Here is a 23,080-nt window from a genome sequence, read left to right on the forward strand (position 1 = left end):
TCTTGTTCATGAGACAGGTCTTTAGACCAGTCTATCCACCCTGCAATTCCACACATAGTGTCTACCTTCTCTCAAATAGTATAGAAACCGACTAAAATCAAATATCAGTCGGTTTTCCGTAAAAAAATCCGACTAAAAACATCTTTTAGTCATGTTTATATAATAAAATGAATTGAATAAAAAATCAAATAATTCATTCAAGAAAGAAATCACCGTCCCCTTTCACTTGAATTCTCATCGTCCGATTAAAAAATTATTACCTTAAACTTTCATTTTCATCCTAAGTGATACAGTTGCATTCTATTATAGTTATATACTAGAAATAAGAATGGTGTATGTTATTCTATAAGAAGCAAATAGAGGACTTTCTATTAGGATTTACAAAATTAGAAATGAACTAATACAGAATGTAAAGACAGAAAACTTCGCTAAATATTTCAAGGATAGGGTGTAGACAATGATCAAATTAGAAAAAGAAAATAAAAAAATGAAAATCATTCAATCTGCCACAATACTGTTCTCTATGCGTGGTGTCCGTAACACAACGGTTGATGAAATTGCAAAGACAGCTAAAGTTGGTAAAGGTACTATTTATTATTACTATACAGATAAAACTGAAATATTATGCGACTGCTATATGCGTCATATTCAGCTTAAACGCTCACAATTATTTAATTTATATAAAGAAGAAAAAGATGTTTTACTTCGAATACAAAAAATTCTTCATTATATCAGCCTAGAATATCATCAAGATCCATTTGTTTCTACACTCTTTCAAGAATATAAAGAGTACCATTCACCTGAAATTACAACTTGTTTTAAACAATCTGAAGAAGAAGCAATTAACATGATAAGTAATTTACTTGAAAAAGGTTATCAGCAAGGAGCTTTGCATAAGGTCCCATTACCGCTTACAGCTTTTATGTTAGTACGAATGATTTTTAACTACGAACAGGATTATATAAAAGATGATAAAAGTGATACAGAATTTCTGCAGTTACTAAAACATATGCTTCTTAAAAACTAGTTTTAACAGCAAAAAAATAATTGTGGTACAAATATATGAAGAAGAACGTGAATAATGGATGGTTTCATAAGCTCTTTTCAGACTGGACAAACCTGCAAAATATCTAACGCTTATGTAGGAATGACTGATAAAATCCCAACCCGTGTAATTGTTCATCGACTAATAAAAGAATAACAGCGATTACAAGATCAAACTGTAAGGGAAAAAAGAATGAAATAAAGTATTCTGCTCGTAGCTAATACTTAGCGATATTAACAAGAAGTACCAATCATTTACTTGTGCTGATGGGAGAAGTAAATGATTGGTATTCTTTACGTTAGCCAATATAATTTTAATTTAAAACATGATAAGCATTCTTCCTCATTCATCGTTGCAAAAAAATAAAACGAGAAAGATTAGAATGCGAATTCAGGTGATGTTTTTATCATGTACTAATATTCGAGTTCATTTCAATGTGCTTAAGCTTTTTATTTTTTACTCTATTAGATATAGGTTCACATTACTAATCTAATTAAATTAGATTAGATTATTTAGGCACCCTCTTCTGAATCCCATATTTCAATAAATTCAAAACCTTTTAAATCACTTTGTTCAATAAGAATCTTCAATTCATCTGAAATAAAAACAGCCGTGGGATGAATTTTCCCATTTATATAAACCTTAAAAATCATCTCATTTTGAACAGTATTACTATCAAATGCGAATTTTTCGCATCCTATTATTAAACCTGTAATCAGTTTTTTAAAAATTGCTTTATCACTATCAATTGCATCTAGTACATTCAACACATGGACCAAGTAATATACCTCACTAGTTGAATCGCGTAAAAGTGGTAAGAATTCAACATTATGGCCTATTGAAGGTTCTAATAATGTTTTTGCTTTTTCACTAACCATTAGGGCACCAATTTCTCCCCAGAAGTGTGGAAAATCAGTGGTCTTTCCTCCTTCTAAGCATTCAATAGGTAACTTTCTCCATGAATCTATTAGTTTTATTGTAGAGTTGAACTTCTCTTCAAAAAACTTTTTATCTTCTTTATAATTTAATAATTGAAAAGACTCATAGTTATCAGAAGAACTTCTTAATTCCCATATCTTCATAACGATTCTCCTTTACTACTGAGTAATATGTTGTTGTTTCTGAACCTTTACTTATTTATAATAAAAAGCTTATACAATTGCATAAGCTTTTTATTTCTTGCTATATTAGATATAGGGGTATCTAATTAAATTAGATTATTTAGGCACCCTCTTCCGAATCCCATACTTCAATAAATTCAAAACCTTTTAATTCACTTTGTTCAATAAGAGCCTTCAACTCGTCTGAAATAAAGACAACCGTCGGATGAATTTTTCCATTTATGTAAACTTTAAAAATCATTTCATTTTGAACTATATTAAAATCAAATGCGAACTTTTCACAACCTACTATAAGGCCTGTAATCAGTTTTTTAAAGATTGCTTTATCACCATCAATCGCATCTAGTACATTCAACACGTGGACCAAGTAATATACCTCACTAGTTGAATTGCGTAAGAGTGGTAAAAATTCAACATTATCACCTATTAAAGGTTCAAGTACTTGCTTGGCTTTTTCACTAATCATTGGAGCACCAGTTCCTCCCCAAAATTTAGGGAAATCACTATGAATATCTCCTTCAATACACTCTATATATATATTTCCCCATGAATTTGCTAAATGAGTTACTGAATTTATTTTTCCATCAATATATTTTTTGTGATCTTCTTCAAAATTTAATAACTGGAAAGACTCATAGTTATTAAACTTACTTTTTAATTCCCAAATCTTCATACTTTCCCTCCTACAGGATCTGTTACTTACTCAATTTTTATTACTTTGGTTGATTTAGTTTTATACTGCCATCTAATAATCCTTCTCTGATTGTTTGGAGCGCTGCAACAGCATCAGCTTGAGTACCACCAAACTCTTTAATCTCTGTCAACGTATTATATACTAATTCTATATACTCAGGTCCATGATTACCTATATGCATTGCCTCCGTAGTTACATATTTACTATCTATTGCTCGATATCCAGGTAAAAATACTCCGTTAGCAGCAGAGTTAGGATCTATTTCAAACTCTTTCATTAATTTTTGTATTTCCACAGCCCTACCATCGTTCCACGGTACAATATGATGTGCGGCATTATGGTATGGAGGCGGATCAATTCCAGCATCTTTTAGTTCTTCACGTAACACTTGAGATGCCGTATAAGAATTAGGATATTCCTTTTCTACAGTTACCCTATCAAGTACTTTATCTGCATATTCCTGAATTACATCTTGTACATCCTTAACTCTACTTTTTCTACCAGTCGTAGAAAACATAAATGTTTCACGAGCTTTTTGTAAGACTTCAAAACTTTTTATTTGATTGCTTCCAAATCCACTTGCACCTGCAAATGCCAACCGATCAGTCAGTGGCAATTTATTTGCGAAAGAAGACACTCCTGTATAGAATTTTGCACCTTTTGCTAATGTAGTGACTTTACTTATCCCCTTATCACCAATAAGTCCAAGTCCAATTTGTGTAAAAGCATAACTTCCCCACTTAGCACGACTTTCAGCGTCTCCATTTATTACATCATTAATAAACGAATCTGATAATGTGTTCCACATAGCGGGTAAGGTTTCATTTAAATGAGTAAAAGCGTACCCCATGTTCTCCCATGTTTCCCATTTACCAAGTGCGACAATACCATCTATTGTATCTTCAACTGCTTGACCCGTACCTGCTAAAATACCATCTATAATTTTTTCAGAAGTAGATTTTTCAGGAGGTTTCTTGCACACCGCTCCCTCTTCTATTGATCCTTCCTTTAAAAGATTATCAACTTGACGTTTTCTTTCATCAGCAATTTCTTGGATCGAAACGGTCCAATCCATATTTAATCCTTGTGTACTAAACGTACCACTTACAGGACTAAATCCTTTTCCACTTTGGACTTCAGCAAGGCCGGCAGTAAGGCTAGCTACAAGTTGAAGAGCTGTGTGGTAGTTATTACTGGACGTATAGTTAAATTCATATAGATGCTCTAATTTTTCTTGCAGTTTTTTTCTCATCTCGACTAAAACAATAACCATGGCATCTATTCCAGGCAATACTGTAGCAATACTAATCGCTTCTATACTTGCTACCATTCGATTAATTTCTTGAATTTGCTCTCTTATTTCTTGTTCAATGACATCTGTGGAAGCAACTTGTGATTGAAAATCGCTTGGAAATGCATCATTTTGACGGATTAATTCTTCACATAAATAAATGATACCTTGTGCTAAAGGACGAAAAGTTTGGACAAAAAATATTTTTGCACTACTATATGTTTGCCCTTGTAAAACTGTATCAGTTGCAAAGGTATCAATTGATTGGATTGCTTGCTCCATAGCTTGGATAGTAGTGACACATACAGCATTCATGCTTTGGGTCTGATTTTGTACTTCCCCTAAATACATATTTAAACTCATGCTTTGTCCTCCCTTTTTAATCGCTGTTGCCGATAGGTAAGGTCGGTTTCTAAATCAATAAGATTGCGCCTTTCTTTAAGTAATGTTTCTTTTTGATTTTCCAATTCCAATGTTAATTTCCGCTCAATATGTTGCGACTCTTGAAGCTTATTCATAAAAAAATGAGAAACATCTTTATCACCATGCCATGTTTCTAAAATCCTATTAAATAAACGATTATTTCGATTTCTCAATTCGTGAAAGTCCATTTCTGCTTGTCCCTGGATTTGAATCTCCGTTTGATTTCGATCCTGTTTTTCAAATACTATCCGTAACTCATGATTAAGTTCATTTATTTGCTTTTCTACATCTTGACTCATCTTATTCTCCCTACCCTTCTCCCTTTACCGTAGGTTGCCACATTAGCGAAATGTCTTTTGTAGTTCGTTATCCATTCTTTCAAAATCCTTAGCTACTAAATGAATATTATCAATTGCTTGTTGAAAGGCCCCACAAAATTGTCTAGTCAAATCTAGCATTTGTTGATTCGCTTCTTGCGCCTGAGCATTAACAGATAGTGTAGTACGGCTCGCCTTTGCTATAGAACGATTTGTCGCACCTTGAATTGTATCCGATGCATTTTTCATTTGTGTAGCAATTTGTGTAGCCGTTTGAAAATTACTTTGAAAGTTTCCCATCATTTAAACCCCTTCTAGTTCCAAAATCATCAAGAAAATTATACCATGTAAGAATATTTCAATGTATCAAATATTTCTAGTAAGGAATTGATAGCTCTTAATGATAAGAATGAAGCTTTTCATACCGAATTTCAATTAAGGATCGCTTCAACAGATGTAGTTGAACTAGAACTATTAGAACAAATTGAAGAGATTGACCGAATAAGAACAAATACTGAAGTTACGAAGCAAGTTATGCCACTAGCAGATATGGGTGCAATGGGGAACAAATATTTTTATGGAGTTTGGTTTAGGATGAATTGAAAATAAAGGAGCAGGCCAAATTGGAAAAGTAACTTCCCTTGGAGACTCTGTAAAATTAACAAGATTCTCAGAGCATATCCCCCTATTTCAAGTCCATTATCATTGAAAGACCTCCAATTAAAGATTTGTTTGTTACTGTATGTAGAGTGAACAGTAAGGGAGTAAACAATACTACAACTAAAAGGTTTGAAGTTACGAAAGTAGAGGGAAAAAACTCCCATGAATCTAGAGGTGCAAGTTTAAAGGAAATTAAATATACCAAAATCTCAACATCCAATCAGTCAAAAAATGGTGCCATTGACAGATAGTAATGGAAAATGAATACTAAATGATAAAAAACAGCTTGTCCAAAACCATAAAGAATTTATTCATTTAATATTAAAAGAGCACCCCTTTTTGGATGCTCTTCGTTATAACTATATATTATTTAATTTTCTTCATTTATTGGTACCATTTTTCCATGTTGAGAATCCGTACCTGTACCTTCTGTTCTTTCAACAGTTTTTGCATGTTTTCCAGGTTGTGATTCTGTACCTTCTTTTGTTTCTACCATTTTTCCTTCTTGAGAATCTGTACCTGTACCTTCTGTTCTTTCAACAGTTTTTACATCTCCTTTAGATGCTGGCACTGTATCTTTAGGTACATCAAAGTTTTTTGAGAAAGACGTTGTTCCATCTGCACTCATTGTAACCCATTGATTCGAACTATTTTCATTTGACTTTAAATTGTCCGTTTTCGCATCATCTGCACCTATTGCACCACCCGCTAATAATCCTGTACTTAAAAATGCTCCTGCTAATAATGTTTTAATCATTTTTCATTACCTCCTGTTTATTTGTAATATTCATCAAAAAAGTATCTAGAGTTAATGTTTTAGTCATTATCTTTATCTACTTGCTTTTTGATTACATTTAGCATAAGGCAAGAATCTATAGCTGATATGGACTGTATCTGGAGATTATGTAAAGAAAAATAGATGATCAATTGTATATCCTAATGGATGCTTAGACAAGATTAAAATTTTATATGAGTTTGATAGTTGAATTATCCTTTGTTTTTGAACGTAAGGTTTATGGCTGGGGCAAAACCTATTGAGGACCTAATCTTTTCTAATTTGAAAATAAACTTTTAAATATAAATTTACATAAAAAAGAAGAACAGAAAAGGCTTGGATTCTATACTTCTTCCCCCTTGAACTACCCCCACTTTCACTTCGTTTAGAAGTGAGGGATTCCTAAGTAAAGAGTTCTATCGAACTCTAATTGATTAGGCTAACCCCGCAGTCCTTGCGGTTAGAATCCTTATCGCTTCATTCTTTAGATTGATACTTGCGTTAATATCCCTATCATGGTTTGTACGACAAGAAGGACAGTCCCATTCACGTAGGTTTAGATTTTTAACGTCTTTATTTTGATATCCACAACAAGAACATAATTGGCTGGAAGCAAATGTTTTCGATACGACAATGACTTGTTTGCCATACCATTTTGCTTTGTATTCTAACATGGATCGAAATTGCGACCAAGATACCTCACTAATTGCTTTTGCTAACTTATGATTCTTTAACATATTCGATACTTGCAAATCCTCTATACCGATAACATCGTGGTTTTTGATGATTTCAGTTGAAATTTTGTCCAAGTAATCTTTTCTAGTATTTGATATGTATTCATGAATTCTAGCTACCTTTACTCGTTGTTTATTCCAGCGAGAAGATCCTTTCATTCTTCTAGAAAGAACACGCGGTGCTTTCGCCAACTTATCTTCTAATGATCGGAAAAACTTCGGATTTTCATAGTGTGTTTCATCTGACAAAATAGCGAAATCTTTTAGTCCTACATCTATTCCAATGTAAGAATGTGTTTTCGGAAGTTTTTGTACTTCTGTTTCAACTAATAGTGACACAAAATATCTACCAGAAGGGTTCCATCTAACTGTAGCATTTACAATACGCCCCTCTACTTCGCGACTTTTGGCAAATCGAACAAGACCTAGTTTCGGCAACTTTATTTTGTTCCCTACAACGGCAATGTTTTCATTTGTTTGTTTTGTGGTATAAGATTGTACGTTGTTCTTCTTAGATTTAAAGCGCGGTGCGCTGTTTTGTTTTTTGAAAAAGCGCGTATAAGCATCCGCAAGATTGCGAACAGACGACTGAATCGCAATACTATCCACTTCTTTTAGCCAAACAAGCTCTTTCTTCATGGCAGGTAGTTTGGCAGAGCATGTACCATAGGTCAAGCCTTTTCCTGTCTCTTTGTATGCATGATTCCATAAGGATAGGAAATGATTGAATACAAAGCGAGAACACCCAATCGTTTTGTTGATTAGAATTGCTTGTGCTTGATTTGGATAGATACGAAACTTATAGGCTTTATTAATCATTATTTGATTCACCTCCATTTTGGTATATGACTATTATACACCAAACATACATTCGATAGGTAGTGGAGTAACACTTTCTGTATGTCGAACAATTAAGATGGCTTCCTGCCATCCCTTGTTCGAAGCCAATTCATCTCCCACCTACTCACTGGGCTGTGAACCTTCACGCTTCTTGAGGAAGGAGTCTTCTTGGCTAAAATGATAAAAAGAAATGCCTCAAAAAAGATAAAATACCTACCCATTCAATTTAGGCAAAGAAATACAAAAAATTGTACGTTTCTTTGCACTCTCTAAACTAATCTTCCCTCCATGTTTCTCCACTATATGCTTAGCAATAGTTAATCCAAGACCTGATCCCCCATTATTTTCTCGAGAATCATCTACTCGAACAAATGCATCAAAAATACTCTGTTTCATATCCTCAGGTATTCCAATTCCATTATCTATAATGTTTATATATACTTTGCTTTCATCCTCAATTAACGATACAAACACGGTTGTACCTGCCGTATTATACTGTAGGGCATTAGATATTATGTTAGAGATAGCACGGTATAGTAATCTGTTGTTAATTGGAGCAATCACTTCTTTAGAGGGAATTTGATATTGAAGGATTAAGCGCTTCGCTTGAAATAAATCATAATATTCTACAAGCAATTCACGAATAAACTCAGATACATCAGTTGGATGTACTTCAAAAGGGTAATCAGAATGCTCTAATTTAGACAGTTCAAAAATATCTTCAGTTAATACCGCAATGATTCGAATCTTATTATATATTACATTCAAAGTTCTTTCTCTTTCACTTTTTTCTGTAATGATCCCTAGTTGTAATGCTTCAATATAACCTTGAACAGTTGTAATTGGTGTCCTTAAATCATGAGACAAATCTACAAGCATCTTCTGCTTGGTTTCTTCCAACCTCTTCTTCTCTTTCTCTATTTTATCGAGTTTTTCAGACATAACATTAAACGAATGCTGTATTTGCATTAACTCAAAATATGTTTCATAGTTTAACCTTTTATCATATTTCCCACTAGCAATTTCCTCAAATCCAGTTGCTAGTTTATCCAATGGCCTGGTTATTTTCCTAGCAATTTGCCTACTAAATATATATACATTCATAGAGAAAAATACAAAAAATAAAACGATTGTAGTAAGCAATACCTTATAAAAAACATATACGTATTCCTCATTTTTATCAGAAAACGTATATTCATACTTTATTGCTTTTTTAGGAACCTTAACAAGGCAATATAATGTTTCACCTTTTTTCGTTACAAATGTTGCTACAGATGAATAATAAGGAAGCTTATCATTATCAAAAAATAAAGTAGCAAATTCTCTTTGTGAATATGATAAAAGCTTATCCTTCTTTTCCCCTTTGGTATAGATAACTTGTAAATTTTCATTAAGAATTTCTACCCAACCACCAAATGATTCTATTGATTCTGCATTAATAGTTTTAAAGTTTTCACGAACTACTTCACTTGCCTTTAAATTATTTAGCTTTCCTAGTTGCTTTTCTGTTTGATACATCAAAAATATAAATAAGATTATCACCGTGAAACCTATTGCTAGTGCAAATATAACGTAATTTTTAATTAAGATATATAAAACTTTATTTTTCATAAAGTTCTTCCTTCCTAGCAAATCTATACCCAAGTCCCCGGATCGTTTTTATATAAACTGGATTCTTAGGAGAATCCTCTAATTTCTCTCGTAGTCTACTAATATGAACCATAATCGTATTATCATCTGCACAGTAATAATCAGACCATACATTTTCAAAAATTTGTTTTTTAGTAAATATTCTCCCTGGTTCCCCCATAAAAAGGGTTAAGATTTTATATTCCGTAGCACTGAGAGAAATGGATTCGCTTGATTTATAGAGTGTACAAGAATGATGATCTAATACTAAATCACCCATATGAATTTGCTTCTCCTTACCTTCTACAGCCTTATCATTAAATTCATAGGACCTTCTAAGGTGAGCTTGAACTCTAGCTATAATTTCTAAAGCACTAAATGGCTTCGTAATGAAGTCATCTGCTCCAATCCCTAAACCTATAATTTTATCTACTTCTTGAGATTTGGCTGACAATATAAGTATTGGGAATTGTAACGTCTCACGAATCTTTTTAATTAATTGGTAACCATCCATTTTAGGCATCATAATATCAACGATAGCTAAATCAATATGATTTTCTTCTAGACACTTTAAGGCAACTTCGCCATTTGAAGCCTCTACAACAAAAAAATTTTCCATTTCTAAAAAAAGCTTTAAAAGATCAATAATATCTTTGTCATCATCAACAATTAATATATTTTTTTTCATACTCTCCCTCGCATCAGTCAGAATTTTCAAAAATCAATTTAAGGTTATTGTAAGGTAAATGAAAGTGACATGAAAGACTAACCGTTTAATATACAGGTATGAATTAAAAAAGGAGGCATTATCACATGAAAAAACTTGTTGGAATTGCGTTAGCAGCTACCATTGGAATTGGAGGTTTAGGAACTTTTGCTACTACTAAAACTCACGCTGCAGTAAACAATCAAGAATCAACAAAATCGGTTTATCAAGTATCTGACGTGCAAGGTGAATTTATGCACATTAAAGTGGGGAAACCTTGGTCAATGACGCCAAGCGGAAAACAATACAAATATGTATTATTTAGTGAAAATAAAATTTATGTAAACCCTAAAACTGGTGTAGTAACAGCATATGAAGAAGGAGCCGCTGAAGGCAGAGTACTCGATAAAAATGGAAATGTTGTTGCTATTTGGTATATCACCGCTTTTAAATAATGAAGGGTTAATTTTACAAGGTCGAAAAGAGCATCTTTAAGTTTATTATGAGAGTATTAAAAGAATTTCAATACTTGTAATTACCCTAAAATAAAAAAGCTTATCTTTTAACACGTAATGATAAGCTTTTTTATTATTCTTTTCATTTTTTGTTTTCGGAAGTATTTCTTTAAGTTGATAGTAATGCGGTGCTATTCCATCACTATCTACAACTATATAGTATCCCAAAACGGAAACAACGGATTGCATTTATATAATTAGGTTTTGGAGAATTGATAATTTTGTTTAGGGATACTTTACGATTTTAACTTGAATGACATATAGTGTTATTTTTAGCATTCTAAATAATCGGGTTCAATGTATTTTTCTGTTTCAGGAGAGCTTTTAATTTCTATAGGATATTTCTTAAAAGCTACAACAGTAATCCTATCTTCTTGAACTAAACTTCTGGATTCATTTATAGAAGAGAAACCTGTTCGCGTTAAAAAATTGTATAAAGAGGATTTTGTCATCCAAAAACTAGTAACGTTATCTAATGATGCCCATTTTGATTTTAAACGTTCTTCTATTGATGAATTAGCAGAGTGTTCTAGCATTTTGTGTCCCTTATATTCATAAGTTTTATAAAGTACTGATACATTAGGAGTAGAAGTGATATGAGTATCAATTATTACAAACCTTTTGCATACTTCATACACTTTTTCTAAAAAGGGGAATACATCTGAGCAGTCTAAATGATATAAAATACCAGAGCATAAAACAATATCAAAATGACCATATTTTTCAGCACTTAAATTTCTTACATCATCTTGATAAAAGGTTAAGTTTTCCAACCTTAATAAATCTTTAGCGAATATAGCTTTTTGTATGTTTGATTCTCTTCCTTCTATCCCTACAACAGTTGCTCCTTGCATAGCAAACTCAATAGCGTAATGCCCCTCTAAACAAGCTAAATCTAAGATTCGAAGATTTTTAAAATCACATTGTGTGATATCTTGAATCATTGTCACAATTTTTTTTAATGCAGGATTTGGTTGTCGAATATCTCTTGTATATAGAGTATCCGTTAATTTAATATCATAAGCGGTCCATTCACCATATTTACGAATAATGTTTTCTTTTTCGAGAACAAAATCTTTCATGATACAATTCGCCACCTTTAACATAATATTATGTGTAATATATATCTTAATAAGATCAATATATGTATGTATAACTTGTATTTAGACGAAGGTAAACATTTTAAAGCTTCTCACTTTATCATGTGGTACGTCCACGATTCCTTCTTTTTGGGAGCCACTCGCAAATTTAGAACAATATGCAGCTCAAATAGTCAACTAATTAAACTACCTATTCATCTCATCTATCTAAATTATAGAAATAATTCTAATTTAACTAATTAAGATTTTTTCTTTTACATAGAAAATCTTATTATATTCATTTTTAGCCATAGCCAGTGCAAATGTCATAATGATAAGTGGGACACCACATTGCTATCAAGATAAGCAAACAAAATACTCCTTAAAATAAAATGAAAAAATACATTATTTTTTCTTATAAAAGAAAAGCAAAGCAAAGAATAAACTTTAATATGTATTAATCCAAACAAGAGAAGATGATTCATGTGAAACAATTTACTAAATTTCCTCTGACATTTTTAGTTATGTTCCTAGCCAATTTAGCGAACTATTATTTTATCCTATTTATGTAATAATAAAAGCCTTCCTCATTATAGGAAGGCAACGTTCTAAAATGAAAACCTATATTTGATTACTAATTAAATTACCTCAAACTGATAATATACACTTTTCCCATTCTCCCTAGTTACTTTAATTTCAGCAAATCCTTTACCAATGACATCCATTCTAACCTTTCCATTGCCCTGTACTGTATATTTGACAACTTTTTCTCCATCTATTGTTGTATGCTTTGCTGCAACTCCATCTTCTGTTCTAGATTGACCAACACGCCAACAGTCACTGCACTTTTTTGTGCTCTTAGATATCATTTCATTTTTTACATGTACGCTGTTAGTAGATGCATCAGCAATACCATTTGTACTCAACAAAATTATGGAAGTTACTAAACCTATTCCTAGTTTCTTTAACATTATTTCATCCCTCCTGTGATAATTCATAATTTTATATTAAACTGAGATTCTTTCAGGTAACTTTCATTTACCTTACAATAACCTTAAATCCCTTTCTGTAGATATCGAATTCTTTGGAAGAAAGAATTCACATATTCATCAATTTAAAAGTTATAAAAGGAATTCAAGGCAAAAAATTATACACCTTCACTTGAGAATATCAATTTTCTCATTTTAGGCATTTCGTTTATTATCTTATTAGGAATGTGGAGACATATTAGGCTTTAGAAACCTTATCTTTTCCGTCTATTACGCTGACCTTTCCTTAACGACATACAAGACATCCAGTGTTAAAGTCACCTCTTATTTCCTTTACCAATGTCCATTTGGTCCAAAATAAAAAGTTCACCAATTAAGGCGAACTTTTTATGTACTATTGCTGCGAGTTTCGTTCACATCATTCTGTCCGTTATTTGAAAAACAAAGAAGTTTTTCATGATATATAATATGTATCTCTAAAAATAATGTGCTTATACCCAATTTCTTTTTAGGTGTTAAATCTGTTCATTATTGTGTAATTTCTATATAACAAAGAAAACATACTAAGATTAGTAGTGTAGACCAAGGCATTGGTTCGCACTACTATTTTTTATATAGTAGAAGTGAAGAAAGGGTCGTGGGTGCTTTGGGATTTTGAATCCGTAAAAAAAACTGACCTTCTTCACTTACCTTATTTGAATTAGTTTTTAGTATGTTGGTCCTCGAGATCGTGTATAAGAAATGGGAATCGATAAGTGTAAGATGAAGACTTCAATTTTCCATCAGGAGGAACTTTATGAGACACGTAATTGCTTTTGATATCAGTATGGGTAAAAGTTATATGGTGATTTATAATGCACAAAAACAATGTATCTTTGAAAAGGAAATCCAACATTTGAAGCCTGATTTTAAAGAGCTACAAAAAAAGATATATGAGCTTACCGAGAAAACTGGTAAATTACCTGAAATTGTGTTCGAGGCAACAGGAATTTATTCTAGACAGCTAGAACGATTTATGCAGGTAGTTTTTCTGTAAAGAAATATAATTCATATTAAACCAATGACTAAAACTAGGTTTTATGAGGATGTTTTCAGTTTGATCACACACTAAGTTTAGACTTCTTGAATTTGAAAGTATAAACATTGCCATGTTCAAGTAAAGGTTTGAACATATTTTCCATATAGATTGGCCCTACATTATTAGCTAATGAAGGTGAAATTTCTTTATAAATTAAAGAAGGAAAATTTATTATAGTATTTTAACTTAATATACAAAACAATATTAGTACACCTATGACACTCTAAATTGTCACAGGTATATTTTCTAAAACTCTTTTTTATCACCCTGTTTTAACTCCCTCCCCAGCCCCCTACATTGTAATTTTAATAATCTAGTCTCGGCACATACCTTTTTTTTGTAGAAAAACTATAGTACAATAAATAACCAAAAGATCTATTTCCAGATTGTCCCCATTTATGTACCTTTCAGTTCATTTTCTGCTATTAGTTCCTTTGTTACATACATCAAATACATAATGACTGGGAAAATTAGATAACTAACAGTTTTACCTTTATCAGTAATAGGATGCCTTTCTTCGACTAGAGCGACTTTTATTATTAACAGAGTTCCCCTAGATCAAATGTAACAATTTATGAGTAGAAGAATATTTTCTGAACTTTAATGTAATGTAAAATTAGTAAAGAACGTATTTCATGAAAAAATGTTAACTAATAAAGAATTAGAAGTGATCATGTGAATAAATTATTACTATCATGTTTATTAGTTACATTCTGTCTAAATACCGCAGGATGTTCTAATGATATGACTATACTAAAGGATAGTTCTAAACCTTCAACACCTACGAAGGTTAAATACATTAACAAAGCGTGGTACAAAAAATATATACCATGTAATAGTTTATGATAAAGGTCATAAGGCGAAATTATTATATATTAATCACGATATAATTAATTGTTCTAAATCTACCTAAAAAGACTATCAATAATGGTGGTCTTGTTTATATTGGTGAGATTGTACTAGTATGATAGAATAGATTTAACTGTATGACGTAGGGTGGTTGGTTGCTGTCCTTTCTCTTTTTTTATATAGAGGGAAAGGAGGTGACTCCTATGATGGAATATTTACTGTCTTTGCTACAGGATTTGTTGAAAGTATTTTTGACAATTCTTGTTACCGGTTATGGAAACAAACTGGTGAGTAATATTAGCAAAAAACGTAAAAGAACCTCCCTACGCCGTCGGAAGCAAAAGGGAAGTTCTAGAAAAAGAAAATAACTTTATTTAGTAACTACCCGCCTTACGACAACAGTTACCAGAAGAGATGTATCGAGCATCTCTTCTTTTATTATATACCCAAGATATTACTGTAATACTACTGTAGTAATAATTATAACAAATGAACATAAAAAATCAATGAGTAATGGACAAAAGAAAAGACACCCTAAGGTGCCTTCTTCCGACTTGAGTAATCCTATAGTAATGCGATGTCGATTAATAAAATAATTTATATAAATAATTCGCTATATCTTTATGTACCCTAGCTGATATAATGTATAAGGAAATTATTGGCTAATTAATAACGCACACATATATTAGGGAGGTACATAAGCCATGTTAGAGGTAATTACGGCATTTTTCTTACTAATTCTCCATTCCATTGTTTATCTCTTTTCAAGTGGAGAAACTAAGCAAATAGCAAAAAAACATATAAAAGAAATTCTTAATAGTCCGGATGGAGTAATAATATTAATTGTTGCTGCGGCACTTCTAATCGGGGGGATATATTTATTATCACTATGATTTCAAATACCTTAGCTTAAAACGTATAAGGAAATTAAAAGTATACAAATAGCACAATTATAAATAATGATATTTATAATTGTGCTATTTTTCATATTTATCATATCTATTATTCTTTCATTATTTTCAAAAGGTGAAACTCAACAAGAAGCAAAAGAAGTTGTAAACGACATTGTTACTGGTTCTAATGGGAAGATACTATTAATCGTTGCTGTGGTATTTGTAATTGGAGGGATATTTATTGTTGGTAGTATTGTAAATGATGGCTATGAATCACCTAAAAATCCAAGTATGCGAAACGATCGTACACCTTTAAATTGTGCTCATTATGGTGGAGAATGGGACACCGGTGGTCTTTTTGGAGAAGCTAAATGTGTTTATAATAAAACTTATAAATCGGATAATAAATAATATATAAAGGCCTTATCTTTTCTATAGGAAGATGAGGATTTTTTATGCATAAAAAAGACACCTAAGGTGCCTTTTTCTAATGTGTTTACATCCTTAATTGATTGTAAATTGATTTGAATACGTGAATTCACCACGATATTTAATTACAGCGACATAATTACCACTTGTATAGCTATCTGTGATAGGTGTTTGCCAAATTTCTGTTCCAGGAATGAATTCTGGTTGTATTGTTTGGAATCGTTCTAGGGTACCATTTGTGTGGATTTTATAAATTTCCATTTGCGCACCAAAATGTTCCCTACCAAAGTGCTGTGTTAAGTAAAATGTATCACCAGTTATTAAATTCCCAATCTTCCAATCAGGTTGGTATGTACTTTCCTCTGAATTTTGTAAATCCATAATGGTTTTGAATCCCCAATCATCATTAAGTGGATCTGAGTAAGCTGCAGCTGCTTGTGAGGTAGGCTTACTCATTTCTACTGCAGTAAACCCACTAAATGTTAACGCTCCAATTAATGCTATTTTTCCTAATTTCATTGTTGTTTCCCCCTGCCAAATTTCAGAATTATTTAAAATCATATACAAACAATAATATAATTCGTTGTATTATATTTCAAATATTTTCTAAAAAAAATCCAAAATAAAAAGACACCCTAAGGTGCCTTCCTCTTACTTATGAATCAAATTTATATTTTGTTCACTTTATTCAGTATGGTGATGATGGCCTTTGTATAGCAATAGAACCAAATCACGCTATAAGCATTAGCGGACATCAAAACATTCAAAATCGGTCTTTTATGTCCGCTAATACTTAACGTAAGTTTTGGTTCCGTTGCTACACAGACGACTATATCCTCTCTACTGACTGTGGTTGCATTTTCAAACAACAAAATTATAAAATCCATTTATATAATATTAATGATTTAAATTCCTCGTATTCCCTCATTCTCTTGTAAAATGTCGCTTTCTTCATGCCAGCCTTATCCATGTACTCAACAGCGTTGATCTTTCCTACCTTCCATTCCTTACTATCCTCTTGCATGTACCAAACATTAGAATTGATACCTTTGAGATTACTGTTCCCTTAACTACAAAGAAAACGCTAAACTTCATATATACTTCTGAGGATGTTATGTAATACTAATTGGTTTTTATGATAATTATTCGTAAGTGGATAATTCACTACGCGCCTCGTCTATTGTATCCCTAGCAATTCTTAACGATTTTAAACATTTGTCTAATTTCGCTAAATCTGTTTGGCTCGCAGCATCTCCATAGTTGTCTATAACAAATTGCAAGTTATCCATCGCCTTTAAAATAGATGAATGTAGACCCTTTAATTCTGTTGGGGGTTCTACATATCGTACACTTGAGATGAGATAAGACATTTTATAGAAAACATCGCCTACTTCTGAAACCCACGATTTGTTTATAGTACCCTTAATTTCTGCATCAGCCTCTAAAATTCTAAATCGGGTCGCCACATCAGATAGGTCCTTTAAATAATCATCCATTACCCATGCATAATGCTGCTTGTCTAAATGTTTATAATCACTTGTTTCGGCTCCTTGCTTTACTTCTTTTTGATTTCCTATATTTTTTTATCCGCAGTGAATTCCTCAACTGCTGCTGTAATGGTTTTTATACCTTTTTTGCTACCAACAAGAGCGTCGATAGTTAAAATACTACAGATAAAAATCACAAACATGGCAATCCACTTAGCCCATTTCAGCATAAAAAAACTCCTTACTTAATATATTTCTCCTAAATTATAATACAGGATTAACGTTCATTATAAACAACATGTCTCTTTACCTAATACCTTACCTTCTGTTTTTCCAAAATCGACATCTTTAAGTAAATCTATATCATGTCAAAAACGATGTTTAAATATTGTATCATTAAATTAAAATATAACAATATAATATTTTCCTATGAAGAATATTTTTCCAAACCAAAATCATTCATAGACTCTTCTTTTCACCATTAAACCTAAATTATACATAATAAATAAAAAAAGAGGATCGCCCCATACTAGAGCAGATCCTCTCTTTCACTTCACATACACATAGGCTTCGTTTGCTGTTACATAATATGTTTTACCTTTACTATTGTGCACTCTATATTGTGGTGAATTATTTACAATTACCTTTGCATCAATAATAAATCCTAAACCTATTTCTACAGTACCAGCAACATCTTTATCCTGCCAAGATGGAGAATCATAGAAACGTAAATTATTTACTTTTGAAATAACCCTTTTACCAATTACTGTAGCAGGTTCATTTCCTTGGTAACGTATATATGAAGAATCATAATAAATCCATTGGTTATCACCAAGATGTAACCAATTTCCTAATTTACCCCATACTTTATAAGTCTCACCTTTTTGTAGCTTACGAATAACACTATTTTCTGTTGATGGTCCAGAGCGGAGATTTACATTGTATCCTTCAATATATGCAATACCATTCGACTCTACTGTACCAGATATTTCATTTGGTTTTTGTGGTTTGGTATCCACTGTAACCGTGCTCCCATTATAAACCTTTAACACATCTGCTCGGAACTTAGCCTCAGATAAGCCATGACTACGAAGATAAGCCAGTGGATCTTCATGGTCTGTTCCACCTAATTTATAAGTAATATCCCTATGTGTCCATAATCCTTTAGAGGGATGAATATTTCGTTCTCGCAAGATTTCCGCAATTAATTCTATATATTTTTCATATGAACGTTTAAATTTCAATGGATCACTTGTCTCACACAATTCCACATGAACAAATCTAGCATTTGCTGCTGGACCTGCCCCCCATGCCTGATGTTTTGTAGATGCAATTTGAATCTTCTCATCCCAATCCACTGCGTAGTGAACAAACGCTGAACGCCATGTACGAGACTCATATTTTTGAATATTAATTGCTGGCGCCTCTGGGGTAGCTGTAGAATGTGCCACAACACCTTCATAAGCTCCAACACCATAACGGTATGGTTGTTTTGGTAAATCAGGAATAAATAGAATTCTATCAGCAAATACATTTGTTTCAATTGATAACACTAAAATAATAGCAACAACTATGGATAAAATATGCTTGTATTTCTTTTTCATTTTCTATCGGCATCCCTTTTTATAATTTTTGTATGGTCAAATAACCCACTAGCTGACAACCCGATAATCATTCCTTGAAATAAATTCATTTTAATATCCTGAGACAAAAATAAAACACCTAGCGTAATGCCAAGTGTTAAATTAAATAACGGAATATATTTTGTTTGCAATCCAGTTATTTTTGCAATTTGTGAAGTTCCTACAACAACCCCAATCATTGCTGTAATTTCAATCATTACAGACCTCCTCCTTTCAAAAAGAAGGTAAGAGCAGCTCCAATTATTCCACCAATAATAAGGCGTAGGATCCAAGTTGTATTAGCACTGATTTTATCTAATTGCTTATTGATATTAATAATGTCCTTTTCATTACCTGTTGTCCGCATTTCTAAACTTCTAATCTCTAATCGTATATCCTTAATATCTTGCCTTATTTCCTGAATATCACCTTTCACCTCTTGTAAACTATCCATTTTGCCACCTCTTTCCCACTTCTTATTTAATTCAACATAAACAAATCACGCACTAAACTACTCCTTTTATTCTTGAATCGATACATAAAAACAACTTAGTATAGAACACTACTGACACTTTCTATTTCCAATCATACTCCAATCCAAAAATTAAATAGCCACTCATACGAGTGACTCTAATTCTTTAACCTTATCTCACATCAAAATGTTCTTCTTTTACCCATGCATTATTTCCAATCGCCAAATAACCATCTTTTCGTGCCAAAATTCTATATGGAACAGACCCGTCTACAAAACCTGTATAATTTCCGTTAGGACCATCATATGTGTTAATACCACCGCCTGGTGGATATTTTGAATAAGCACTAAACCATTGCACATCAAAATGTTCCAGAGCAGCCCATGCCTCGTTTCCGAGACAAATCATAGGATTTTCATACCACGCTGCATCTATAATAAGATACGGTGTTTTATCATAAATTACCCTCGTAAAATATCCTCCTTGCGGTTGGCTATATAAATTAATCCCTCCATTATTCGGATATTTATTTACAGCAATCCCCAGACCTACTGGCTGTATTGGTTTATTATTATTGTTGTTAAATGCTTTATTTACCTTCTCAATGAATTGATCCAATCTTCCCTCGTCAAGCATACGGTGTGGACAATGTTTCCCACTCCACGATTTATGTGTACGTACATTACTAATTGGAATGTTGAATTGTTTCATTAACTGAGCTATAACAATTGCTGCATTATCTTCCGCCTTATAATATCTATCCCCACCGCTTAAAGAATAGCAAATTTCCACTCCGATGGATTTACGATTACCATTTCCGTTACCATCACCAGCATGCCAAGCATTACGATCAAACGGAATACCTTGTACTGCTTCTTTGTCATCTACTGCAACATGGAACGAAACTGCATTATTATTTCCAATCATATAAGAAATTTCATTTTCAGCTGATGCATCATTGTACGTATTATGTACTGTGATGAATTCTGGCTTCATTGCATTGGGACATTTTATAGCATATTTACTTGAATCCACTAATTTTTTTCTAATCTCCATTACTGAACATCTCCTTTTTATTCTCTCGTTTTTATTACTTAAAATTCTCACTGCATTATTTAGTACATCTAGTAACCTAATCTCCATACGGTCAGCATTTTCTCTAATAAATTCCTTGTCTTCACCTGCTAAAAAAGAAAAAGAGCAACTGTTTATCAGTTGCTCTTCCTTTAATTCCTCTCTACACTCCTACACCATCGTTTTAAACGAATTCATAAAAAAGTATCACACTGCTTCTTCCATTTAATTTGATATTTATAGATTTCAAAATACTATCTCACATTAAAATGTTCTTCTTTTACCCATGCATTATTTCCAATACCCAGGTAACCATCTTTTCGTCCTAAAAGTCTATACGGAACAGACCCATCTACAAAACCTGTATAATTTCCGTTAGGACCATCATACGTATTAATACCGCCACCTGGTGGATATTTTGAATAAGCACTGAACCATTGCACATCGAAATGTTCCAGAGCAGCCCATGCCTCGTTTCCGAGACAAATCATAGGATTTTCAAACCATGCTGCATCTATGATAAGGTACGGTGTTTTATCATAAATTACTCTCGTAAAATGTCCACCTTGTGGTTGGCTATATAGATTAATACCCCCATTATTTGGATATTTATTTACAGCAATTCCAAGACCTACTGGTTGTATCGGTTTATCAGTATTGTTGCCACTGTCACCTTTCCCCAAATAATCTAGTGGATTCACAGCATTACTCTTACTAGCATCCCAGCGCCCTTTATGCAATTCAAAATGTAAGTGTTGGCCACTAGACTCCCCTGTGTTCCCCATAACCCCAATAGTTTGTCCTTGTGTAACATAATCGCCTACTTTTACTGTTCGAGAACCACTACGCATATGAGCGTATACAGTTTCCCATGTAACTCCATCAATAGTATGCACAATCATAATACATTCACCATAACTAGATGAAAGATAAGAACGGCTAACCTGCCCGCTAGCTGCTGCATAAATCGGATGATAGCCCGCTTCAGCAAGGTCTACCCCATGATGATCTGGTCTACTACCTCTAAAACCACTTGTTACTCTTGTTGTATCTGTAGGATAAATAAATTTTGTCATATTAGTCTTCCTTTCTATTTTTACACAATATAAAAAAGGTGCTTGAATGAGCACCTTCGTTCACTGTCTATATTTATTATTTTTTGGATGTATTTTAGCTTTTCAAATCTTAAGATTAACCGAACGAAAAGCTCCCCGTTATTATCTAACATCAAAATGTTCTTCTTTTACCCATGCATTATTTCCAATACCTAGGTAACCATCTTTTCGTCCTAAAAGTCTATACGGAACAGACCCATCTACAAAACCTGTATAATTTCCGTTAGGACCATCATACGTGTTAATACCGCCACCTGGTGGATATTTTGAATAAGCACTGAACCATTGCACATCGAAATGTTCCAGAGCAGCCCATGCCTCGTTCCCGAGACAAATCATAGGATTTTCAAACCATGCTGCATCTATAATAAGGTACGGTGTTTTATCATAAATTACTCTCGTAAAATGTCCACCTTGTGGTTGGCTATATAGATTAATACCACCGTTATTCGGATATTTATTTACAGCAATCCCCAAGCCCACCGGTTGTATTGGTTTATTGTTATTACCAGCTTCATCAAAATTCACATATTGTTTAACAATTTCAGAGTAGAAGAAATTCCCTCCATTTTTATATCGATAGCCACCATTGTATGCAACAGCAATAGGCTGACTATATTTCACCATAACACCAGTCGTATTTCCAAGTGATGGAGCAACAACTGTTTTAGAATACAGATCTGCCACCGGTAATGAATGCTGTTTATTGTTAGAAGCTAACCAGCGAAGGTAAGCTCGTCCAAAATTATACGATTGAACAATGGCACTTAAATCTGTAATACCATTTTTCTTCGCATCATCAAAAGCACCCTTTAAATGCTTTACTCCGTAATAAATTGAATCTTTAGGATTTTTAATTGTATTCATCGCCCAACCTTGTGATTCACTGGACTGCATAATATCAGGTGTCGTTTCAGAATTCCCTCCACTTTCCACCATAATAATTCCAAGCACGTAAGGAACTAACTCAGGTACACCTTGTGCAGAACATTCGCTTTCTACCATTGATTGCCAACGTAACACTTGCTGTGGCAGATTTTTTGTTTTAACTGAAGCAGCTAATATACTCATTACTAAATCTCTCCTTATTTTCCTATTATTTTTTTCTATAAAACTCTTAATCTACTAAGTACATCTAACACTTAAATGAAAAATTTTTTTAAAATTACTTCATGTTGCCCACCTTCTTTCACAACAAAAAGAGCAACCATAAAAATAGTTGCCCTTTCGTCGAAATCTTAT

26 protein-coding genes and 2 pseudogenes are annotated in these 23,080 nt (G+C 32.8%); 8 read left to right on the plus strand and 20 right to left on the minus strand.

Translation table 11 applies throughout. The features are described from left to right. The first annotated feature begins 457 nt into the window (after window positions 1-457). Together N2V92_RS00005 and N2V92_RS00010 are read left to right on the plus strand one after the other, a co-directional pair. The gene (locus N2V92_RS00005; protein WP_229145349.1) at window positions 458-1,027 is read left to right on the plus strand and encodes a TetR/AcrR family transcriptional regulator; all 570 of its coding nucleotides are present in this window, start codon (window positions 458-460) and stop codon (window positions 1,025-1,027) included. A 54-nt stretch (window positions 1,028-1,081) separates the two neighbouring features. Beyond that, a pseudogene (locus N2V92_RS00010) lies at window positions 1,082-1,431 on the plus strand (IS4 family transposase); the annotation flags it as partial. A 126-nt stretch (window positions 1,432-1,557) separates the two neighbouring features. Here the strand turns inward: N2V92_RS00010 and N2V92_RS00015 are convergent. The 5 genes from N2V92_RS00015 to N2V92_RS00035 all read right to left on the minus strand — a co-directional run bounded on the left by N2V92_RS00015 (window position 1,558) and on the right by N2V92_RS00035 (window position 5,194). Continuing rightward, window positions 1,558-2,127 (minus strand): imm11 family protein, encoded by a 570-nt coding sequence (locus tag N2V92_RS00015; protein WP_016078297.1) that lies wholly within the window; start codon window positions 2,125-2,127, stop codon window positions 1,558-1,560. 139 nt (window positions 2,128-2,266) lie between these two features. Next, the gene (locus N2V92_RS00020) at window positions 2,267-2,839 is read right to left on the minus strand and encodes an imm11 family protein (protein WP_016078296.1); all 573 of its coding nucleotides are present in this window, start codon (window positions 2,837-2,839) and stop codon (window positions 2,267-2,269) included. Window positions 2,840-2,879: 40 nt separating this feature from the next. Next, the gene (locus N2V92_RS00025) at window positions 2,880-4,514 is read right to left on the minus strand and encodes an AHH domain-containing protein (protein WP_170265088.1); all 1,635 of its coding nucleotides are present in this window, start codon (window positions 4,512-4,514) and stop codon (window positions 2,880-2,882) included. Next, a complete protein-coding gene (locus N2V92_RS00030) occupies window positions 4,511-4,873 on the minus strand; it encodes a DUF3958 family protein (protein ID WP_074790096.1) in 363 nt (120 codons plus the stop codon). The genes N2V92_RS00025 and N2V92_RS00030 overlap by 4 nt, the downstream gene beginning before the upstream one ends. A gap of 42 nt (window positions 4,874-4,915) precedes the next feature. Continuing rightward, window positions 4,916-5,194 carry a TIGR04197 family type VII secretion effector gene (locus N2V92_RS00035; RefSeq protein WP_074790097.1) on the minus strand — a complete coding sequence of 93 codons (279 nt, stop codon included), beginning with the start codon at window positions 5,192-5,194 and terminating at the stop codon, window positions 4,916-4,918. Window positions 5,195-5,278: 84 nt separating this feature from the next. Here N2V92_RS00035 and N2V92_RS00040 point away from each other — a divergent pair, with 84 nt between their 5' ends. Further along, window positions 5,279-5,494 (plus strand): hypothetical protein, encoded by a 216-nt coding sequence (locus tag N2V92_RS00040; protein WP_170265090.1) that lies wholly within the window; start codon window positions 5,279-5,281, stop codon window positions 5,492-5,494. A gap of 427 nt (window positions 5,495-5,921) precedes the next feature. Here the strand turns inward: N2V92_RS00040 and N2V92_RS00045 are convergent, their stop codons facing one another. The 4 genes from N2V92_RS00045 to N2V92_RS00060 all read right to left on the minus strand — a co-directional run bounded on the left by N2V92_RS00045 (window position 5,922) and on the right by N2V92_RS00060 (window position 10,217). Continuing rightward, window positions 5,922-6,308 (minus strand): alpha-ketoglutarate permease, encoded by a 387-nt coding sequence (locus N2V92_RS00045; protein WP_153603118.1) that lies wholly within the window; start codon window positions 6,306-6,308, stop codon window positions 5,922-5,924. A gap of 452 nt (window positions 6,309-6,760) precedes the next feature. Further along, a complete protein-coding gene (gene tnpB / locus N2V92_RS00050) occupies window positions 6,761-7,879 on the minus strand; it encodes an IS200/IS605 family element RNA-guided endonuclease TnpB (RefSeq protein WP_340864002.1) in 1,119 nt (372 codons plus the stop codon). Window positions 7,880-8,113: 234 nt separating this feature from the next. Beyond that, the gene (locus tag N2V92_RS00055) at window positions 8,114-9,511 is read right to left on the minus strand and encodes a sensor histidine kinase (RefSeq protein ID WP_170264968.1); all 1,398 of its coding nucleotides are present in this window, start codon (window positions 9,509-9,511) and stop codon (window positions 8,114-8,116) included. Further along, a complete protein-coding gene (locus N2V92_RS00060; protein WP_016078289.1) occupies window positions 9,501-10,217 on the minus strand; it encodes a response regulator transcription factor in 717 nt (238 codons plus the stop codon). Before N2V92_RS00060 ends, N2V92_RS00055 begins: the two co-directional genes overlap by 11 nt. A 125-nt stretch (window positions 10,218-10,342) precedes the next feature. On the opposite strand from N2V92_RS00060, the gene N2V92_RS00065 reads away from it, so the two are divergent. Beyond that, the gene (locus N2V92_RS00065) at window positions 10,343-10,690 is read left to right on the plus strand and encodes a hypothetical protein (protein WP_016078288.1); all 348 of its coding nucleotides are present in this window, start codon (window positions 10,343-10,345) and stop codon (window positions 10,688-10,690) included. Window positions 10,691-11,022: 332 nt separating this feature from the next. Here N2V92_RS00065 and N2V92_RS00070 read toward each other — a convergent pair whose 3' ends face one another. Beyond that, a complete protein-coding gene (locus N2V92_RS00070) occupies window positions 11,023-11,832 on the minus strand; it encodes a class I SAM-dependent methyltransferase (protein WP_140157263.1) in 810 nt (269 codons plus the stop codon). 635 nt (window positions 11,833-12,467) lie between these two features. After that, on the minus strand, window positions 12,468-12,800 hold the full coding sequence (locus N2V92_RS00075) for a hypothetical protein (protein ID WP_000914230.1): 333 nt from the start codon (window positions 12,798-12,800) through the stop codon (window positions 12,468-12,470). Between the two features lie 814 nt (window positions 12,801-13,614). Here N2V92_RS00075 and N2V92_RS00080 point away from each other — a divergent pair. From N2V92_RS00080 to N2V92_RS00095, 4 genes and pseudogenes are all read left to right on the plus strand, one after another. Further along, a pseudogene (locus N2V92_RS00080) lies at window positions 13,615-13,839 on the plus strand (hypothetical protein); the annotation flags it as partial. Window positions 13,840-14,948: 1,109 nt separating this feature from the next. Then, window positions 14,949-15,113, plus strand: a complete 165-nt coding sequence (locus tag N2V92_RS00085) for a hypothetical protein (RefSeq protein WP_165375055.1) — start codon at window positions 14,949-14,951, stop codon at window positions 15,111-15,113. A gap of 336 nt (window positions 15,114-15,449) precedes the next feature. Continuing rightward, window positions 15,450-15,638 (plus strand): hypothetical protein, encoded by a 189-nt coding sequence (locus tag N2V92_RS00090; protein WP_000895161.1) that lies wholly within the window; start codon window positions 15,450-15,452, stop codon window positions 15,636-15,638. Window positions 15,639-15,704: 66 nt separating this feature from the next. Next, window positions 15,705-16,049, plus strand: coding sequence for a hypothetical protein (locus N2V92_RS00095; protein WP_097914630.1), 345 nt, complete (start codon window positions 15,705-15,707; stop codon window positions 16,047-16,049). A 93-nt stretch (window positions 16,050-16,142) separates the two neighbouring features. Here the strand turns inward: N2V92_RS00095 and N2V92_RS00100 are convergent, their stop codons facing one another. The 9 genes from N2V92_RS00100 to N2V92_RS00140 all read right to left on the minus strand — a co-directional run bounded on the left by N2V92_RS00100 (window position 16,143) and on the right by N2V92_RS00140 (window position 22,909). Continuing rightward, the gene (locus N2V92_RS00100; protein WP_170264965.1) at window positions 16,143-16,586 is read right to left on the minus strand and encodes a DUF5065 family protein; all 444 of its coding nucleotides are present in this window, start codon (window positions 16,584-16,586) and stop codon (window positions 16,143-16,145) included. Between the two features lie 623 nt (window positions 16,587-17,209). Next, the gene (locus N2V92_RS00105; protein ID WP_229145242.1) at window positions 17,210-17,533 is read right to left on the minus strand and encodes a hypothetical protein; all 324 of its coding nucleotides are present in this window, start codon (window positions 17,531-17,533) and stop codon (window positions 17,210-17,212) included. A 107-nt stretch (window positions 17,534-17,640) separates the two neighbouring features. Beyond that, window positions 17,641-17,784, minus strand: a complete 144-nt coding sequence (locus N2V92_RS00110; protein ID WP_170264963.1) for a hypothetical protein — start codon at window positions 17,782-17,784, stop codon at window positions 17,641-17,643. A gap of 318 nt (window positions 17,785-18,102) precedes the next feature. Next, window positions 18,103-19,158: an N-acetylmuramoyl-L-alanine amidase gene (locus tag N2V92_RS00115; RefSeq protein WP_170264959.1), complete on the minus strand. Its 1,056-nt coding sequence runs from the start codon at window positions 19,156-19,158 to the stop codon at window positions 18,103-18,105. Then, window positions 19,155-19,394, minus strand: coding sequence for a holin (locus N2V92_RS00120; protein WP_098205733.1), 240 nt, complete (start codon window positions 19,392-19,394; stop codon window positions 19,155-19,157). Before N2V92_RS00120 ends, N2V92_RS00115 begins: the two co-directional genes overlap by 4 nt. Then, entirely contained in the window at window positions 19,394-19,630 is a 237-nt protein-coding gene (locus tag N2V92_RS00125) for a hemolysin XhlA family protein (protein WP_098205734.1), read from the minus strand. The genes N2V92_RS00120 and N2V92_RS00125 overlap by 1 nt, the downstream gene beginning before the upstream one ends. 190 nt (window positions 19,631-19,820) lie before the next feature. Next, window positions 19,821-20,705: a peptidoglycan recognition protein family protein gene (locus N2V92_RS00130; protein ID WP_000405795.1), complete on the minus strand. Its 885-nt coding sequence runs from the start codon at window positions 20,703-20,705 to the stop codon at window positions 19,821-19,823. Between the two features lie 272 nt (window positions 20,706-20,977). After that, window positions 20,978-21,799 (minus strand): M23 family metallopeptidase, encoded by an 822-nt coding sequence (locus N2V92_RS00135; RefSeq protein ID WP_170264956.1) that lies wholly within the window; start codon window positions 21,797-21,799, stop codon window positions 20,978-20,980. Window positions 21,800-21,940: 141 nt separating this feature from the next. Beyond that, window positions 21,941-22,909, minus strand: coding sequence for a lysozyme family protein (locus N2V92_RS00140; RefSeq protein WP_170264954.1), 969 nt, complete (start codon window positions 22,907-22,909; stop codon window positions 21,941-21,943). Window positions 22,910-23,080: the final 171 nt, after the last annotated feature.

The sequence above is a fragment of the Bacillus sp. CH_48 genome, from assembly GCF_038008465.1.
In the GTDB taxonomy this organism is placed as follows: domain Bacteria; phylum Bacillota; class Bacilli; order Bacillales; family Bacillaceae_G; genus Bacillus_A; species Bacillus_A thuringiensis_S.

What these genes read in the sequence shown, in the direction of transcription:
- N2V92_RS00060 (WP_016078289.1), bottom strand. Translation starts at nt 10,217, where the DNA reads ATGAAAAAAAATATATTAATTGTTGATGATGACAAAGATATTATTGAT.
- N2V92_RS00070 (WP_140157263.1), bottom strand. Translation starts at nt 11,832, where the DNA reads ATGAAAGATTTTGTTCTCGAAAAAGAAAACATTATTCGTAAATATGGT.
- N2V92_RS00125 (WP_098205734.1), bottom strand. Translation starts at nt 19,630, where the DNA reads ATGGATAGTTTACAAGAGGTGAAAGGTGATATTCAGGAAATAAGGCAA.
- N2V92_RS00025 (WP_170265088.1), bottom strand. Translation starts at nt 4,514, where the DNA reads ATGAGTTTAAATATGTATTTAGGGGAAGTACAAAATCAGACCCAAAGC.
- N2V92_RS00020 (WP_016078296.1), bottom strand. Translation starts at nt 2,839, where the DNA reads ATGAAGATTTGGGAATTAAAAAGTAAGTTTAATAACTATGAGTCTTTC.
- tnpB (WP_340864002.1), bottom strand. Translation starts at nt 7,879, where the DNA reads ATGATTAATAAAGCCTATAAGTTTCGTATCTATCCAAATCAAGCACAA.
- N2V92_RS00120 (WP_098205733.1), bottom strand. Translation starts at nt 19,394, where the DNA reads ATGATTGAAATTACAGCAATGATTGGGGTTGTTGTAGGAACTTCACAA.
- N2V92_RS00030 (WP_074790096.1), bottom strand. Translation starts at nt 4,873, where the DNA reads ATGAGTCAAGATGTAGAAAAGCAAATAAATGAACTTAATCATGAGTTA.
- N2V92_RS00035 (WP_074790097.1), bottom strand. Translation starts at nt 5,194, where the DNA reads ATGATGGGAAACTTTCAAAGTAATTTTCAAACGGCTACACAAATTGCT.
- N2V92_RS00075 (WP_000914230.1), bottom strand. Translation starts at nt 12,800, where the DNA reads ATGTTAAAGAAACTAGGAATAGGTTTAGTAACTTCCATAATTTTGTTG.
- N2V92_RS00135 (WP_170264956.1), bottom strand. Translation starts at nt 21,799, where the DNA reads ATGACAAAATTTATTTATCCTACAGATACAACAAGAGTAACAAGTGGT.
- N2V92_RS00015 (WP_016078297.1), bottom strand. Translation starts at nt 2,127, where the DNA reads ATGAAGATATGGGAATTAAGAAGTTCTTCTGATAACTATGAGTCTTTT.
- N2V92_RS00090 (WP_000895161.1), top strand. Translation starts at nt 15,450, where the DNA reads ATGTTAGAGGTAATTACGGCATTTTTCTTACTAATTCTCCATTCCATT.
- N2V92_RS00115 (WP_170264959.1), bottom strand. Translation starts at nt 19,158, where the DNA reads ATGAAAAAGAAATACAAGCATATTTTATCCATAGTTGTTGCTATTATT.
- N2V92_RS00045 (WP_153603118.1), bottom strand. Translation starts at nt 6,308, where the DNA reads ATGATTAAAACATTATTAGCAGGAGCATTTTTAAGTACAGGATTATTA.
- N2V92_RS00100 (WP_170264965.1), bottom strand. Translation starts at nt 16,586, where the DNA reads ATGAAATTAGGAAAAATAGCATTAATTGGAGCGTTAACATTTAGTGGG.
- N2V92_RS00130 (WP_000405795.1), bottom strand. Translation starts at nt 20,705, where the DNA reads ATGGAGATTAGAAAAAAATTAGTGGATTCAAGTAAATATGCTATAAAA.
- N2V92_RS00140 (WP_170264954.1), bottom strand. Translation starts at nt 22,909, where the DNA reads ATGAGTATATTAGCTGCTTCAGTTAAAACAAAAAATCTGCCACAGCAA.
- N2V92_RS00110 (WP_170264963.1), bottom strand. Translation starts at nt 17,784, where the DNA reads ATGCTGAAATGGGCTAAGTGGATTGCCATGTTTGTGATTTTTATCTGT.
- N2V92_RS00055 (WP_170264968.1), bottom strand. Translation starts at nt 9,511, where the DNA reads ATGAAAAATAAAGTTTTATATATCTTAATTAAAAATTACGTTATATTT.
- N2V92_RS00005 (WP_229145349.1), top strand. Translation starts at nt 458, where the DNA reads ATGATCAAATTAGAAAAAGAAAATAAAAAAATGAAAATCATTCAATCT.
- N2V92_RS00085 (WP_165375055.1), top strand. Translation starts at nt 14,949, where the DNA reads ATGATGGAATATTTACTGTCTTTGCTACAGGATTTGTTGAAAGTATTT.
- N2V92_RS00065 (WP_016078288.1), top strand. Translation starts at nt 10,343, where the DNA reads ATGAAAAAACTTGTTGGAATTGCGTTAGCAGCTACCATTGGAATTGGA.
- N2V92_RS00095 (WP_097914630.1), top strand. Translation starts at nt 15,705, where the DNA reads ATGATATTTATAATTGTGCTATTTTTCATATTTATCATATCTATTATT.